General features: G+C 58.4%; 12 protein-coding genes and 1 tRNA gene. 9 read left to right on the forward strand and 4 right to left on the reverse strand.

Going from position 1 to position 14691, the window contains the following annotated elements; translation table 11 throughout:
- Nucleotides 1–128 precede the first annotated feature (128 nt).
- Nucleotides 129–215: transfer RNA gene (locus H6F59_RS13975), tRNA-Ser, on the reverse strand.
- Between the two features lie 232 nt (nt 216–447).
- Here H6F59_RS13975 and H6F59_RS13980 point away from each other — a divergent pair.
- The 6 genes from H6F59_RS13980 (at nt 448) to H6F59_RS14005 (ending at nt 5576) form a co-directional block, all read left to right on the forward strand.
- Nucleotides 448–816, forward strand: coding sequence for a 2Fe-2S iron-sulfur cluster-binding protein (locus H6F59_RS13980; RefSeq protein WP_190702090.1), 369 nt, complete (start codon nt 448–450; stop codon nt 814–816).
- A 43-nt stretch (nt 817–859) separates the two neighbouring features.
- Entirely contained in the window at nt 860–1693 is an 834-nt protein-coding gene (locus H6F59_RS13985) for an inositol monophosphatase family protein (protein ID WP_190700909.1), read from the forward strand.
- Between the two features lie 145 nt (nt 1694–1838).
- Nucleotides 1839–2795 (forward strand): J domain-containing protein, encoded by a 957-nt coding sequence (locus H6F59_RS13990; RefSeq protein ID WP_190700912.1) that lies wholly within the window; start codon nt 1839–1841, stop codon nt 2793–2795.
- A complete protein-coding gene (locus H6F59_RS13995) occupies nt 2795–4036 on the forward strand; it encodes an ATP phosphoribosyltransferase regulatory subunit (RefSeq protein ID WP_190700917.1) in 1242 nt (413 codons plus the stop codon). The genes H6F59_RS13990 and H6F59_RS13995 overlap by 1 nt, the downstream gene beginning before the upstream one ends.
- A 126-nt stretch (nt 4037–4162) precedes the next feature.
- Nucleotides 4163–4390: an indolepyruvate ferredoxin oxidoreductase subunit alpha gene (locus H6F59_RS14000; protein WP_190700920.1), complete on the forward strand. Its 228-nt coding sequence runs from the start codon at nt 4163–4165 to the stop codon at nt 4388–4390.
- Between the two features lie 64 nt (nt 4391–4454).
- Entirely contained in the window at nt 4455–5576 is a 1122-nt protein-coding gene (locus H6F59_RS14005) for a cell wall metabolism sensor histidine kinase WalK (RefSeq protein WP_190700923.1), read from the forward strand.
- Between the two features lie 45 nt (nt 5577–5621).
- Here H6F59_RS14005 and menD read toward each other — a convergent pair whose 3' ends face one another.
- The 3 genes from menD to H6F59_RS14020 all read right to left on the reverse strand — a co-directional run bounded on the left by menD (nt 5622) and on the right by H6F59_RS14020 (nt 10857).
- Nucleotides 5622–7403: a 2-succinyl-5-enolpyruvyl-6-hydroxy-3-cyclohexene-1-carboxylic-acid synthase gene (gene menD, locus H6F59_RS14010; protein WP_190700926.1), complete on the reverse strand. Its 1782-nt coding sequence runs from the start codon at nt 7401–7403 to the stop codon at nt 5622–5624.
- Between the two features lie 23 nt (nt 7404–7426).
- Complete coding sequence (locus H6F59_RS14015; protein WP_190700929.1) at nt 7427–8863, reverse strand: isochorismate synthase MenF; 1437 nt, start codon at nt 8861–8863, stop codon at nt 7427–7429.
- Nucleotides 8864–9144: 281 nt separating this feature from the next.
- Nucleotides 9145–10857: a diflavin flavoprotein gene (locus tag H6F59_RS14020; RefSeq protein ID WP_190700932.1), complete on the reverse strand. Its 1713-nt coding sequence runs from the start codon at nt 10855–10857 to the stop codon at nt 9145–9147.
- A 535-nt stretch (nt 10858–11392) separates the two neighbouring features.
- Here H6F59_RS14020 and H6F59_RS14025 point away from each other — a divergent pair.
- The 3 genes from H6F59_RS14025 (at nt 11393) to H6F59_RS14035 (ending at nt 14690) form a co-directional block, all read left to right on the forward strand.
- On the forward strand, nt 11393–12436 hold the full coding sequence (locus tag H6F59_RS14025) for a WecB/TagA/CpsF family glycosyltransferase (RefSeq protein WP_199325792.1): 1044 nt from the start codon (nt 11393–11395) through the stop codon (nt 12434–12436).
- A gap of 133 nt (nt 12437–12569) precedes the next feature.
- Nucleotides 12570–13406 carry a PolC-type DNA polymerase III gene (locus H6F59_RS14030; protein ID WP_190700935.1) on the forward strand — a complete coding sequence of 279 codons (837 nt, stop codon included), beginning with the start codon at nt 12570–12572 and terminating at the stop codon, nt 13404–13406.
- A gap of 150 nt (nt 13407–13556) precedes the next feature.
- A complete protein-coding gene (locus tag H6F59_RS14035; RefSeq protein WP_190700939.1) occupies nt 13557–14690 on the forward strand; it encodes a WG repeat-containing protein in 1134 nt (377 codons plus the stop codon).
- Nucleotide 14691 lies beyond the last annotated feature (1 nt).

Consider the following 14691-nt stretch of genomic DNA (forward strand, 5'->3'; position numbering starts at 1 on the left):
CAACTTCTCAACCTACTGATCAAAGCCGCCAATTTTGGTGGCTCGATTGCGCCAACCTAAAACGGCCTTCAAAACAAGCTAGCCAAAACCTCAGATTGACCAAGGTAGGAAAGCTAAACCAATTAAAACGGAGAGAGAGGGATTCGAACCCTCGTTAAGGTCACCCCTAAACAGCATTTCCAGTGCTGCGCCTTCAACCGCTCGGCCATCTCTCCAGGGGGCGGCTCATCACCGCTGAGAGGCTATCGTAGCAAACAATGGAGTCAGAGAACAGGGGCCACGCTAGTTTCTGTTGCAGAATTAGGCTCGTTAGCCCTAGAGCAATTGTTTCGTGAGACCATAGCAGGGGTAATTGACGATTGGGGCGCTGGCCTGCGATCGCCCCTTCGACCTCAATTTACCGACCTATTTCGCACCCGCCGTTACTTTGCCAAGACCGACATCCCCATGGCCCGCACCCACACCGTCACTGTCCACCACCGCCAGACCGGGCGCATATACACCGTAGAGGTGCCCGAAGACCGCTACATTCTTCAAACCGCCGAGAGCCAGGGAGTCGAGCTGCCGTTTGCCTGCCGCAACGGTGCCTGCACCACCTGCGCGGTGCGCCTGCTCGAAGGCGAAGTCGATCAACCTGAGGCTATGGGGCTCTCCCCCGATCTGCGTGAGCGGGGTTACGCGCTGCTGTGCGTCAGCTATCCTCGCAGCAACATCCAGGCCGAAACCCAGGATGAAGACGAGGTTTATGAGCTACAGTTTGGCCGCTACTTTGGCAAAGGCAAAGTGCGCCGAGGGCTACCCCTAGACGAAGACTAGTCAGCCTCACCCCGTTACCTTGAGTCGTCCCAACGCTAATTTAATGTCTCTTCCTGCCGAGTCTGATTTACAGCGCTGGTTAGACAGCGCCACCGAGGCTGCCCTAGCCGCCGGAGCGGTGCTTCAGCACTACTGGGGCAACCTCACCACCATTGATGAGAAAGGTCGTTCTGGCGATCTGGTTACTGAAGCCGATCGCGGTGCAGAGGCCGCCGTGATGGCCGTACTAGAGCGACACCTCCCCACTGACCACGGCATTCTAGCTGAAGAGTCAGGGGTAATTAGAGACCGAGAAGCCGGCCTTCTTTGGGCCATAGATCCCCTCGACGGCACCACCAACTACACCCACCAATACCCCTTCTGTGCAGTGTCCATCGGGCTGCTGGCCGAGGGAGAGCCGGTGCTTGGGGTGATTTATGACCCGATTCACCGCGATCTCTTTCGCGCGGCCAAAGGTTTAGGGGCCTCCCTCAACCGCAGCCCGATCCGGGTTTCGACCACAGATCAGCTGGCTCAGAGCCTGCTGGTAACTGGATTTGCCTACGATCGCCGTGAAACCCCCGACAATAACTACGCCGAATTTTGCCACTTCACCCACCTCACCCAGGGGGTGCGCCGAGGGGGGTCCGCCGCCATTGACCTCGCCTATGTCGCTTGTGGCCGCCTGGATGGCTATTGGGAGCGAGGGCTATCGCCTTGGGACATTGCCGCTGGGATTGCGATCGTGCGAGAAGCAGGAGGCCAGGTGACCGCCTACGATGGCTCACCGCTAGACGTGATGACAGGGCGGCTGTTGGCCACCAACGGCCAAATTCATTCGGCCATGAGCCAGACCCTTGGGAAGATTCAGCCACTAGTGCTCCCTTCCCTCACCTGACCAGTGCGTATCCCAATCTTCGATCCCAGTTAGCCTCAAACCGCTAAAAAGACCAGGGGATGGTTAAACTGAGGTTGACTGGGTAGATGAAGAGAATTTAATTTGTGTCTTATTGCTCCCTGAGTCGTCCCTCGGGTAAGTGACCATGAAACCAGATCAAGGGCTGTTTCAACTTGACTTTGATGACCATCACGCTGTGCTGGGAGTGCCAGTAACGGCCGATGCCAAGGCTGTGCGCAAGCGCTACCTAGCGATCGCCCGTATGCTGCATCCCGACAGTTTGTCTGGGGCCGCCGCTACCGATGCCCAACGGGCCAGCGACATTCTCTCCAAGCTGGTCAACCCCGCTTACGAGGCCTTGACCCAAGAAAAGTCAAGCACTGAGCATGGCATCATGCTCAAGCTCAAAGCGCAGTCCCTGCGTCAGATCGGCACAGCACCCACGGTTAGCTCTGCAGAGGCTCAGTCCCTGCTCAAAGCTCCCCATGCCGACGCGGCTTACCGCAAAGCCGTTGGTAGCTTAGCCGAAAGCCAATTCGACGACCTGGAGAATGTGACTGAGGTAATTGGCGAACTGAGTGAGCTCAACCTAATTTATCTGTACCGCAGCAGTGCCAACGATGGCCCATCGGTTGGCTCCCCGGCCAGCGCCGCTAAATCGCGCCCCAACGCTGCCCCTTCCGCCCCTACAACGACAGTGCCAACGGCCCGGCAAAACCAGGCGGCTATTCTAGAAAGCTACGTTAACCGAGCCCAGGAGTACGATCAAAACCGCGACTATAGCCGAGCCATTTTAGAGCTGCGGGAAGCCGTCAAAGCCTATCCCAACAATGTTCAGTGCCATAGTTACCTATCGGCGATCTATCTCAAAGCTGGTCAGAACACCATGGCCCGCATCCACGCTAAACGCGCCCTCGAGATCGACCCCAATGACGAAAGGGCGCAGTCCGTTCAGGCTCGGGTAGATAAAACTAGCGGTGGGTCTACATCTGGGTCGGCTCAGACCGCCAAATCAAAAGCAAGTAATACCAAAGCCTCTAACTCCAAATCTTCCAACCAGGGCGGCGGTTTCTTTGGCCTGTTTGGAGGCAAGAAAAAGTGATGACCTACCAACCCCCTGCCGGTGCGCGCGACCTACTACCCCTTGACGTTGCTCAAAAATACTGGATTGAGAATCGCCTAGAGCAGGTATTTCAGCGCTGGGGCTACCACCGCATTATCACCTCCACTGTAGAGCGGATGGATACCTTAATGGCGGGGGGAGCGATCGACCAGGAAGCGGTGATTGAGCTTCAACCCGTCGCGGGTAAGCGTTTGGGGCTACGGCCTGAGCTGACCGCCTCGATCGCCCGCACCGCTGTTACCCGCCTGGCTCGAGTCACCTATCCCCAGCGGCTCTACTACAACGCCAATGTGTTTCGCCAGGCGACTCAGGGTAGCCACGGAGGCCAGCAGGAGTTTTACCAGGCCGGAGTCGAGCTGCTCGGAGCCGGGGCAACAGTAGCCGATGCCGAGATCGTGCTGCTGCTGCTCGACTGTCTCCACAGCCTCTCCCTCGACTCCTGGTGCTTGATCTTGGGCGACGCCCAGCTCACCCAGGCGTTGCTCACCCCCTTTGCTCCTGACCAGCGCCAGGCGGTGCGACAAGCTCTTGCCGCCCTCGACCGGGTAGCTCTCGATGACATGGGTCTATCCCCAGACCTGCACCGGCACGCCCTGCATCTGCTTGACCTACGCGGTCACCCTGAGGACGTGCTCCAGGTTTTGGGGCAGCTTGCCCTAGAACCTGAAGCCCAAACAGCGGTGGAGCGTCTAAAGTCGCTGGTTGCCCTAGTGCGAGACGTCATCAACACGGAAGCTGGGAGTCAGCGCCCTACCCCAGCCCTGACGCTCGATCTCAGCTTGATTCAACCCTTTGACTACTACACTGGGCTGGTATTTGAGGTGGTCACTGGCCCTAAGCAGGGCTGCCAAGTGCTTGGGCAGGGGGGCCGCTATGACCACCTATTAGGTGTTTTTCAGGCGCAAGGTCAGGGGTTCCCGGGTATTGGCTTCGTACTAAACATTGAGGCTCTGCACCAAGCGCTGCTGCTCACGGGCCATCTGCCTCAGGATACGCCCCCTAGCGATTGGCTAGTGGTGCCCACCGTGCCCCAGGCAGCGGCAGCAGCCTTTACCTACGCCCAAACCCTACGAGCCTCAGCTAGTCTGGTGCGGGCTGAGGTGCACCTAGCCGACGGTGAGCTGCCCGCTGCCACCCGCGATCTAGCCCGTCAGCGCCGCATTAGCCGCATTGCCTGGATCGGCCCCGACGGCTTGCCAGATATTGAAGCTCTGAACTAACGTGGGGGATGGCCTCTACCCTGACTCAATTCCTTATAGAGAAAGAGTTGCAGACTCAGGTGGCCAACGGTTTGCCTAGGGGAACTTTGATTCCTCGATATTATTTTGTGTCCGTAAGGAGAGATCGTGGCCCATACCATTGTGACTAATGTTTGTGAGGGCGTCGCCGACTGCGTCGATGCCTGCCCAGTAGCCTGCATCCACGAAGGTTCCGGCAAAAACACCAAGGGCACTGACTGGTACTGGATTGACTTTTCAACCTGCATTGACTGCGGCATTTGTCTCCAGGTGTGCCCTGTAGAAGGCGCTATTCTGCCCGAAGAACAGCCCGAACTGCAAAACACCCCGACCTAGTTTGGTCTAGCCTAGGGTGCTGGGTCTTCCCTCCCCGGGCGAAACTTCAAGGTTGTCCTGTACTATGGCCAAAATCAGTCTCCGCAGTCGTCTCTTCATCTCTCACTTGGCGGTGATGGGAATTGGCATTTTGGCCCTGGCTATCTTTGGCAGGCTTTACACTCCCCGTCTCTTTGTGATCTCCCTGGAGCGCTATGAGAATGGGGTGCTAAGCGTGCAGCGTCGTACCCAGCTAGTCAAGGGGTTTGAGGCCGCCTGGAGCCGGGGCATGCTGTGGGCGATCTTGGTAGGTGGGGGTACCGCCGGGGGCTTGAGCTACTTGGTGTCGCGACGCATCATTCGCCCGCTCGATCAGATGACGGAGGTGACGCGATCGTTTGCCGCTGGCCGATTGAACGCCCGCGTGCCGCCTTCGGAAATTTTGGAAATTCAGCGGTTGGCCAGCAGTTTTAACCGCATGGCGGCAGACCTGGAGGGCGTGGAAGAGCACCGCCGCGAGCTGATTGGCGATCTCACTCACGAACTGCGTACCCCGCTAACAATCATCCACGGCTATCTAGAGGGGCTGGCAGATGGCACAGTTGCCCCAGAGCCCGAGCTTTACCAACGGCTAGCTGGGGAGACAACGCGCCTCCAGCGCCTAGTCAATGACCTACAAGAGCTATCTAAGCTGGAAGCGGGCTATCTACCCATCCAAGCTCAGACAGTGGCGCTGTGCCCGCTGCTAACCGCGCTGGTGCGGCATTTTGACGATCAGTTTGTGAGTACCGATCGCGTCGCAATTACCTTGCAGTGTCTGCCCGATCTGCCGCTGGTGGACGCCGACCCCAGCCGCATTGAGCAAATCGTGATCAATTTGCTGGGCAATGCCCTGCGCTACACCGAGAAGGGCGCGGTTACGGTCAAGGCATGGGCCCAGAACAGCCGGGTTTACGTCAGCGTGACTGACACCGGCATTGGGATTGCTGAGGAAGACTTGCCCTACGTATTTGAGCGATTTTGGCGGGCCGATCGCTCCCGCAACCGCAATTCTGGAGGCACGGGTTTAGGTTTGACCATCTGTCGCCGGTTGGTCGAGGTGCAGGGGGGCAAGATTGAGGTTAAAAGCACCTTGGGTCAGGGCAGTGAGTTTACGTTTTGGCTGCCCCAGGCGAAGGGAGTGAAAGGAAAAGGGGGAGAGGGGTAGATGAGTAGTTGGGAATGCCAACTGCTGAAACTGGGCTCGTGTAGCCTAAGGATTCTGGTGCAAAAGGTTCGATAGATTCTCTGGAGGAGTGAGGAGCTGTTGTCGCAAGTGGTGGGATTGAGTGCGATCGCACTGTACCTCCAGCAACCTCACACCGGTGGTGGGTAAACTGCTGACGCTGGCCGTTAGCTGACTCCAGGTTTCAACTCGCTCGTAGTTCACGCCGTAGGCAGCGCAGAGGCGATTAAGGTCAACGGTTTGAGGCGTGGTAAAAAAGTCTTCAAACCAGCGTTCGCCAGGGGCAGGCAGGGTGGCGACGGGCAGTTGGTCAAAGATACCGCCTCCTCGGTTGTTGACCACCACCACGGTGAGATGGCTCCGCAGGCGCGGCACGCTGAGCCAGCCGTTGGTGTCGTGGAGCAGGGCCAGATCGCCTGTAAGCAGCACCGCAGGCGGGCCACCGTGGGCGATTCCTAGAGCTGTCGAGAGCGTGCCGTCAATACCGTTGGCCCCTCGGTTGCAGTAGGGCCGCAGGGCGCGATCGCCCTGCGGCCAAAACCATTCCACATCGCGGATCGGCATACTGTTAGCGACCACTACCGCAGTCCCTTTCGGCAAACAGCGGGCCAGCAGCCAAGGTAATTTGCCCTCAAAGAATTCATTCAGCTCTGCTAAGGCGCGATCGAGATGCTGGCGCAACTCTTTATCTAGAACTAGCCACTGGTCGTGGTAGAGCCCCGTTTGAGGCGCCGCTGGGATGGGGGGCAACGCTCGTGACAGGGCGGTAACACTGAGGGGCACCGCAGTTACCGGACCGTGGAGAGGATCGAGGCTAGTCCCACCGGGGTCGAGCACCAAGCGGCGAGGCTGAGTATCCTGTAGCCACTGGCGCAGTCGTTTGCTGGTGGGCAGGGGGCCGAGCTGAATCACCTGCTCAGGTATCAGATCTTTCGCCCAGGTGGGCTGTCTCAATGCCATGTCGTAGGTGGTAACCAGAGAAGCATTCAACGCAGCAGCATTGCGCAGCGGCGACAGCCCCTCGGCCAGCACTGGCCAGCCCAGGTAGTTGGCTAGAGCAGCAACGGCCTTGCAGTAGCCTAGCGGATCGACGGGCTGTGCCGGCCCAGCGATAATTAGGCCGCGATCGCATCCTCGCCAAGTCTCCAGCCAAGACAGATCTATTCCTGGTGTCGAAAAGTCCCTCAACGCTGGCACCTCAACCGCCGCTAGAAAGTCATCGCTGAGCTTGTCTTTTAAGTGTGTCACCGAGCCATCGGCGATCGGGGCTAAGGGGTCGCGGAAGGGACAGTTGAGATGCACTGGCCCCGCCACTGGATAGAGCGATCGCCCCCAAGCCTGCCCCAAGATCTGTCGCAGATAGCGCAGCATGGCCACTTCCGCCACGGGCACTGCCAGCTCTGCATACCAGTTCGGAAACGTGCCAAACAGCCTTTGCTGGTCGATGGTTTGGCCCGAGGCACAGTCGCGCAGCTCGGGAGGGCGATCGGCGGTCAGCACCAGTAGGGGAATGCGGCTTTCACGCGCTTCAATCACGGCGGGGTAGTAGTTGGCCCCGGCGGTGCCGGAGGTGCAGACCAAAGCCACCGGCTGCCCGGTGCGCCGAGCCAGACCTAGAGCAAAAAATGCCGCCGATCGCTCATCGAGCACCGGCACCGCCTCAATCTCAGGGTGGCTGACCAGGGCCATAGTCAGGGGCGTAGAGCGTGAACCAGGCGAAATCACAGCGGTTTTCAGCCCCAGCCGAGCCAGTGTGGCCACCAGCACCGAGGCCCAAAGGGCGTTAGTATTGCGAAAATCAAAAGTCATGGATCAATAGCAAGGGCAAGGGCCTACACCAGCGACTCGCCCAGGGCGCGCAGCTTGAGCTTAATTTCTGCCCACTCGCGATCGGGGTTAGACCCTGCCACAATACCAGCCCCGGCGTACAGCCGCACCCAGGTATCCGCCACCAAAGCCGAGCGAATGCCTACAATAAACTCGCTGTCACCATTTGCTCCCACCCACCCTAAGGGAGCCGCGTAGAGCCCCCGATCAAAATCCTCAAAGCGCAGAATCTGGTCGCAGGCTTCGCGGGTCGGCACCCCGGCCACGGCAGGAGTTGGGTGCAGGGCCTCCACGATATGCAGCGGGTGAATATGACGGGGCACACGGGCCCGCATCGGCGTATGCAAATGCTGAATGTTGGACAGCCGCCGCACCTTAGGCCGAGGCTGGTACTGGGGCCATAGTCCTACGCTCCGAAGTTGCCGGGCCAAAAACTCTACTACCAGCCGGTGCTCTCCCCGTTCTTTGGGATTGTGCAACAGCCCCTGGGCGAGATAATCATCCTGGAATGGCGCCCCCCCCCGAGGAGCCGACCCAGCCAAGGCATCGGTGATTAGTTGGCCCTGGGTGAGGCTGAGCAGCCGTTCCGGACTAGCCCCCATGAACGTCTTGCCGTTGCCCTGACCCACCGAAAACACATGGCAATCTGGGTAGCGCTGCCGTAGACGCCCCAGAGCCGCTAGAGGCTGTATCGGCTCAGTGCTGACCCAGTCTAGGGCATGGGCCAGCACAATTTTTTGTACCGGATGCCGGGTCATGTGGCTCAGGGCGCGGTCTACGGCCGTCCTGAACTGTTGGCCAGCTTCGGGCACAGGCTGTACCGGCAGCCGAGCCGGATGCAGCGGATCGCGCCAGGGAGCCGTGCCCAGGCGCTCTACTGCGCGCAGCTGGTTGGCCAGGTTGTCAATGATGGTGTCTACGTCGGAGGTCGCCGTCACCAGGTAATTCAGCGTTAGGACGCCCTGCCCCCCCTGGCGCACTAGCTGCCACTGGGGTAACACCACCGTCGCCGCCGGAAAGGCCGTCTCGCCATCTTGGGAGTCGGCAAAGAAGGTGAATGCGCAAAAAAATCTGGGTCCATCGGCCCCACTGAGGGCCGCAGCTGGCCCTGCTTCGCTGTAGCGGTGGGTTTTGCTGCGCCACTGCTCAATAAATCGGCGAGCTTGGGCAAACCGGCGCGCGCCCGCAGTTTCGTAAACTAGCGCGGCCCCAAATCCCACCACCGATCGCTGAGCGGCGGGGGTTTCAAGGTACAGGTGGCGATCGCTGCTGGGAGCCAGCCGGGCCAACACCATCAGCGGGTCAACCGGGGGAATATCAAAACTCAGGCTCACCAGCTGGGGCTGATGACTCTGCCGCGCCTGACCCAACCGACGATCTAAAAACCGGTAGGCCGACTGCAACGTCTGGTCGCGATCGGAGCAGTGAGAAACAACGGGCATAAACCTTGGGATTTTAAAGCGGTTTACTGTATGAGCGGTCAACCTCGTCACGGTCGGCGGTGTTGGCTATAGAATGCCCAGCCGCCCCGGTTGTCTAGGCCCACTGAACCCAAACCACCGGCACCCTGACCCAATTTGCCCCACCTGCTGAACCTACGAGCTAGGTTTCATAGCAAGCTGAAACAGGCTCCAGTTAAGCCGCTCAGCCCCTTGGGCAGTATCCCTACTGGTAGCATATTCGGTTATGGCGTAACCACTTCGGGGCCAGTCGTTCACGCAGCTTAATAGTGAGTACCGGTTTTGCGGTGGTGAATGGCGGTTTTACCGTTGCCATCTAACACCCGGCCCGCCTGCACCGTGGCGTATACCAGCCAGTGATCGCCGCACTCCATACGCTGCTCGACGGTGCACTCTAGGTAGGCGATCGCCTCAGTCAAGATCGGCGCGCCATTCTCGGCCACATCAGTTTCAATTTCGGCAAAGCGGTCCTCGCCAGGGGCAAAGGGTTTGAGAAAGTGCTTCATCGGCCCCAGGTGCCGTCCCTCCGCCAAAATATTCAGCACAAACCCATAGCCGGGGTACAGCAGCGACTCGATCGCCCGATCCTTGGCCACCGCCACCGTAAACCCTGGCGGCGCAAAGGAAGCCTGGGACACCCAAGAGGCCAGCATGGCACTCGACACCTCCCCATGGCGGGCGGTGACAATGCACAGCGACCCCACAATCCGGCCGACAGCCTGCTCCACCGCTGAGGCCGGGGTGCGCGGCTGCTTCGCTCGCGTGGCCTTTTTGAGCCCCTGAGCGAAGTCGGTGCCCACCTCTTCGCAATATTTGAGGGTGACATCGGTGGGCTTAAACTTCACGCGGATGGGCTCAAAGGCCAAGCTATAGCCACCGTCTTTGAGCTTGCTCCCCAGCAGATCAATGGCTTCTCCGCTCCAGCCAAAGGAACCGAACACCCCGGCGGGCTGGGTCTTAGAAGCGGTCGATAGCACAATCCCTAGGGCGGTCTGCATCGGAGTAGGGGTGTGTCCACCCAGGGTAGGCGACCCCATTAAAAATCCAGCTGATCCTTCCACGGCCGATTTGATTTCGTCGGGACTGGCCTGCTCAGCATTGATCGACTCCACCGACACCCCAGCCTTGGTGATGCCCCGGGCCAGCGCCTGGGCAATGGTGGCCGTGTTGCCATAGGCCGAGGCATAGATCAGCGCCACCGAGAGGTCTTGGCTAGTTTGGGCTTGTCCCCAGTCGCGATAGCTCTGTACCAGTTCTCGGGGGCTGTAGCGCACCACCGGCCCGTGCCCAGGGGCTAAGGTCTGAAAGGGTAGGGTGGTCACACGACCCAGGGCTGCGAGCACCTGGCGAGCACTGGCAGCAAACAGACAGTCAAAGTAGTAGCGTCGATCTTCGAGCAGGTCTTGCCAGCTGAGGTCAAAGACCGCATCGTCGCAGCGGTGAGCCCCAAAGAGCTTGTCAGAATACAGCACCTGAGAGTAAGGGTCAAAGGTAGCCAGCCCGCCAGGGTAACGCGGGGTGGGAATCAGCTCAAACTGAAGATAATGGCCTTGGCCTAAATCGAGGCGATCATCGCCGCTGCGAATTACCCGAAGGTGAGGTGAGGCTTCAGGCAGCAGGTCCTTAAGAGCTAGAGCGGCAGGGTTTGAGCACACCACAGTAACGTCTGACAACCGCTTCAGCAGAATCTTTAAAGTCTCGACCCGGTTGGGGTTGATGTGCCCTAAAACGATGTAATTCAGCTGAGATAGGTCGATGTGGCCCTCTAGGGCAGCTAGAAATATGTCGCTGAACGATTCACCGGGGGGGTCGATCAAGGCGGTGCGATCGGCCTGAATCAGATAGGTATTTGCCGTAGTGCCGCGCTCTAACCCGTACTCAATCTCAAACCGAAGGCGGTTCCAACTGCGGCAGCGCAGGACCGTGGTGCCTGCGGCCATGGCGTAAAGCTGAACATCGCGAGGAGGAGAGGTCATGGGCAATAGGTAACGGCAGTTTTCAAGCGCCCTGTAGGTAATCTGCACTCGGTGAAAGGCCGTACAGAACCACCAAAGCATTAGTCAGACTGCTGCAATTCTAAAGGATAGAGGGAACAGCAGCCCGAGCTGCTCCTGACTCAAGTAGCTGCCTCCTGCGATCGCAGTGAAGTCAAAGTCAGCTTCACAGAGGTATTCAGCTTTTATGAACTGTGTCGATGCTGTCCGTGCTTTCTCGCACCCTGCCCTAGACTGAGTGAGTCTCCTAAGACAGTAAGCGAAGATCTGCGCACTGGATTGAGGTGGGTCACCCCTTTTCGCCACCCAACCAGCAAGCATCCCGATAAAATACCGTGATTATACTAATATGACTAGTTATTTTTGTAACACTAAGCTAGTTTGTAGCAGCGGTCGCATTTGCCCAACGAACCATCGAGGGTTGAGCAAGCAATAGGGGTTGTTGGCGTAGGGCAAACAGTTACCTAAGCGCTTTAGTTAATCGGTATCTCTCTGGTTCTTGAAGTTGGATAATCCTATGGAGTCACAATCTACTGGACAAGTTGTCACATCAGCTATTGATGCAGCTGTTGTCAACGAAGTCGTTATCAATCCAGTTGTGGAGCAGGGCTTAGAGCCCAGCAATTTGTCATCGATTGACCCAGGGGGTGTTTCCCTAGCGGCGGTTCAGGCTGGTGAGCCGGTACCAGCGGAAAACGTTAAGCAGCTGTATCGGCAGTTTCGTAAAGCAGCCCTAGAATCCACCGCCCGAGAGCTGCGCAAACAGCAGTACGAGCGCATTCAAACCCAGGTCGAGATTCTGAGCATTCCGATCGACAACATTTCGGTTAATGACTTTTTGAGCCAGCTTAAGAAGGGCGTGGTGTTTACCCCCAACGTCGATCACCTGATGAAGCTCCAAAAGGATATGGACTTTGTTAAGGCCTACAGCAAGGCCGACTATCGCGTCTGCGATAGCCAGGTGCTAATGTTTGCTTCTAAATTTTTGGGCACGCCTCTCAAAGCTAAGATCTCGGGGTCAGACCTGTTCCCCATGTTTTGTGAGCACCACCGCAATAATGAAGCTATCAAGATCTTTTTGATGGGCGGAGCTGACGGCATTGCGGCTCAAGCGATGGAGCGCATCAATGCTCGCATTGGTCGGCAGATTATTGTGCAGGCCCATTCGCCGTCCTTTGGCTTTGAAAAGAACGAGGCCGAGTGCGATCGCATCCTGGAGATGATTCGTCAGTCGCCCGCTAACGTGCTGGTCGTAGGCGTTGGCGCACCCAAACAAGAAAAGTGGATCGCCAAGTACCGCGAGCAGCTGCCCAATATTGATATTTTCCTAGCTGTAGGGGCCGCCATCGACTTTGAGGCGGGCAATAAGCCCCGCTCGCCGGAACTGTTGAGCAAGCTGGGCTTAGAGTGGCTCTACCGCCTGAGCACCGAGCCTGGGCGACTGTGGAAGCGCTACCTGGTCGACGATTTTCCCTTCCTGTGGCTGGTGATCAAGGAGCGCTTTGCCCGGCTCTGGCGCAAACCCACCGTAGATGGAGCCACGTCTCGCAAGGTTGGATAGTCTTACCGGAATATGCTCGATCCATTGGTTTAGCCAGGTAGCTATTAGGTTGCCTGGCTAAGTTTTGAGGGTCTGAGCGGTGGCGTCGGACAAAATATGGCACCTTAGGAGGGTTCCCCCTAGTCATTGCCCTATGGTTCCTGTGTCGGTGGGTGGTATTGCTCAATCTGCGCTCTTGACAGACCAGTTGTTGGCCTACTACCGCCAGCTGTCTAAGGGGCTGCTGACGGTGGTCGATGTGGAAACAACTGGGTCTCGTCCAGACGAGGCCAGGGTGATTGAAATTGCGCTGGTGCAGGGTTCGCTGGACCAGGGGATTATTCACGAGGCATCCTTTGTGGTCAATGCCAAGGTGCGCGTACCCCATACCATTACCCGGCTAACGGGCATCACCACCGCCATGGTCGAGCAGGGTACCGCTGCCGATGTGGTATGGCAGGCGCTGCGATCGCCCCTCGACCAAGGGGTGCTCACCGGCCACAACCTGGCCTTTGACTACAGCTTTATTCAAGCGGAGTACCAGCGGCTGGGCCAGGGTTTTAAGCGCCCTGAGGCCCAGCAGTTTTGCACTGTAATTTTGTCGCGGCTGCTGCTGGCCGATCTGCCCTCCCGCAGTTTGCCGCAGCTGGTGCGACACTTTGGTTTTGATGTGGGGCGATCGCACCGCGCCCTAGCCGATACCAAGGCCTGCTGGCTACTGGCCAACCTGCTGTTAGAACGCTTGGCCAACACCTCCGACGATGCCCTGCGGCAGCAGTTTGTCGAGCAGTGGGTGCCCCTGCGGGATGCCGTCAAGGTGTTTGACTGCCCTCGCGTTGAACTGCAGCGGCAGCTCGATGCCCGAGGCTGTGAACGCCGCACCTCACGGCGCGGCAATCGCCATATGTATCGCCGGGGCGACCTGGAAACCCTTTACCGCGAGCTCTACCCGGAGCAGCTGTCACTTAACCTAGGTGAGGCGGGAGGTTAAAAAGCGTCGCCTGCGTTTAATCTCCACCACACACTAGGCCTAGTTTCTTTAAATTTTCTCCACAGCCGACGAAAAATTCGTCATGGTTACAGGGGTGGGGGGTTGAGAGAAATGGCTATTGCAGGCCTGGGGTGAGGCCAGGGGGATTTTATGGCGCGATCGCACAGACAACAGCGGACGTGGGCCTGGGGTGGAGTAGTCCTGGCGTTACCAACCCTGGTGGCCTGTGGGCCGCCTCTAGCTGTCTTGGACGGCATGCAGCAGCAGACCACCACAATGCTAGAGTTCATAAACCCTCAACCCATTGCCCTAGCGAGCGCGATGACTAGCCCCCTGCTGTTCGATACCGTCTCAGACTTTGCCGAAGGGGTTGCCCTAGTGCGCCTCAACACCAGCCTGGGCTACATCGATCGCGAGGGCAATCTGAGCATCAGGGTTGACGACGAAAACATTACTGTGGCGGCTGACTACGCCGAGGGGCTGGCAGTGGCTCAAGCCGGAGCCTACTTTGGCTACCTCGATCGCCAGGGCCAGTGGGCGATACCGGTGCAGTTTCGTAAGGCTAAGTCGTTTTCTCAGGGGCTGGCGGCGGTGCAAGGGGGCACTAAGTATGGCTACATCAATCTCCAAGGTGAGTGGGTGATTGAGCCCCAGTTTGACCTAGCAGAAAGGTTTGTGGGCGATCGCGCTCTGGTCAAACTCGGGGAGACCTACGGCTATGTTGACCCCGAAGGCCGCACCGCCATTCCCCTAGAGCTGAAGGATGCTTGGAGCTTTTCTGAATCACTGGCGGTGGCGCGAATCGATCGGCTCTACGGCTACATTGACCCCAGCGGCACAATGGCGATTGCTCCCACCTACGACGGGGCCTTCAGCTTTTCTGACGGCCTGGCCCGGGTGCGCCAGGGTCGCAACTTTGGCTTCATTGATGCCACTGGGGCCATGGTGGTCGAGGCCACCTTACCCTTTGCCTCAGACTTTTCCGAAGGTCTGGCAGCCGTGCTGATCGAGAGTAAGTGGGGCTACATCGACCGCACGGGCAAGGTCGCCATTGCCCCCGGCTTCGCCTATGCCGCCGACTTTTCCGAAGGATTGGCTGCCGTTCAAAAAGACGGCCTCTACGGCTATATTGACTCCGAAGGAGCCTGGGTTGTGGAGCCTCAATACACAAATGCCGGGCGATTTTCGGAAGGGCGAGCACGGGTACAGATCGACAACCGCTGGGGTTTTATTGACACCGAGGGCAAGGTGCTTACCGGGGCCGGCTTTAAAGGTCTGGAGTAAC

Origin of the sequence: Nodosilinea sp. FACHB-141 (assembly GCF_014696135.1) — a bacterium.
Lineage (GTDB): Bacteria > Cyanobacteriota > Cyanobacteriia > Phormidesmidales > Phormidesmidaceae > Nodosilinea.

Bases quoted from the DNA above. Each gene is read 5' to 3' on its own strand.
- H6F59_RS13980 (WP_190702090.1), top strand. From the start codon at position 448: ATGGCCCGCACCCACACCGTCACTGTCCACCACCGCCAGACCGGGCGC.
- H6F59_RS13985 (WP_190700909.1), top strand. From the start codon at position 860: ATGTCTCTTCCTGCCGAGTCTGATTTACAGCGCTGGTTAGACAGCGCC.
- H6F59_RS13990 (WP_190700912.1), top strand. From the start codon at position 1,839: ATGAAACCAGATCAAGGGCTGTTTCAACTTGACTTTGATGACCATCAC.
- H6F59_RS13995 (WP_190700917.1), top strand. From the start codon at position 2,795: ATGACCTACCAACCCCCTGCCGGTGCGCGCGACCTACTACCCCTTGAC.
- H6F59_RS14005 (WP_190700923.1), top strand. From the start codon at position 4,455: ATGGCCAAAATCAGTCTCCGCAGTCGTCTCTTCATCTCTCACTTGGCG.
- menD (WP_190700926.1), bottom strand. From the start codon at position 7,403: ATGACTTTTGATTTTCGCAATACTAACGCCCTTTGGGCCTCGGTGCTG.
- H6F59_RS14015 (WP_190700929.1), bottom strand. From the start codon at position 8,863: ATGCCCGTTGTTTCTCACTGCTCCGATCGCGACCAGACGTTGCAGTCG.
- H6F59_RS14020 (WP_190700932.1), bottom strand. From the start codon at position 10,857: ATGACCTCTCCTCCTCGCGATGTTCAGCTTTACGCCATGGCCGCAGGC.
- H6F59_RS14025 (WP_199325792.1), top strand. From the start codon at position 11,393: ATGGAGTCACAATCTACTGGACAAGTTGTCACATCAGCTATTGATGCA.
- H6F59_RS14030 (WP_190700935.1), top strand. From the start codon at position 12,570: ATGGTTCCTGTGTCGGTGGGTGGTATTGCTCAATCTGCGCTCTTGACA.
- H6F59_RS14035 (WP_190700939.1), top strand. From the start codon at position 13,557: ATGGCGCGATCGCACAGACAACAGCGGACGTGGGCCTGGGGTGGAGTA.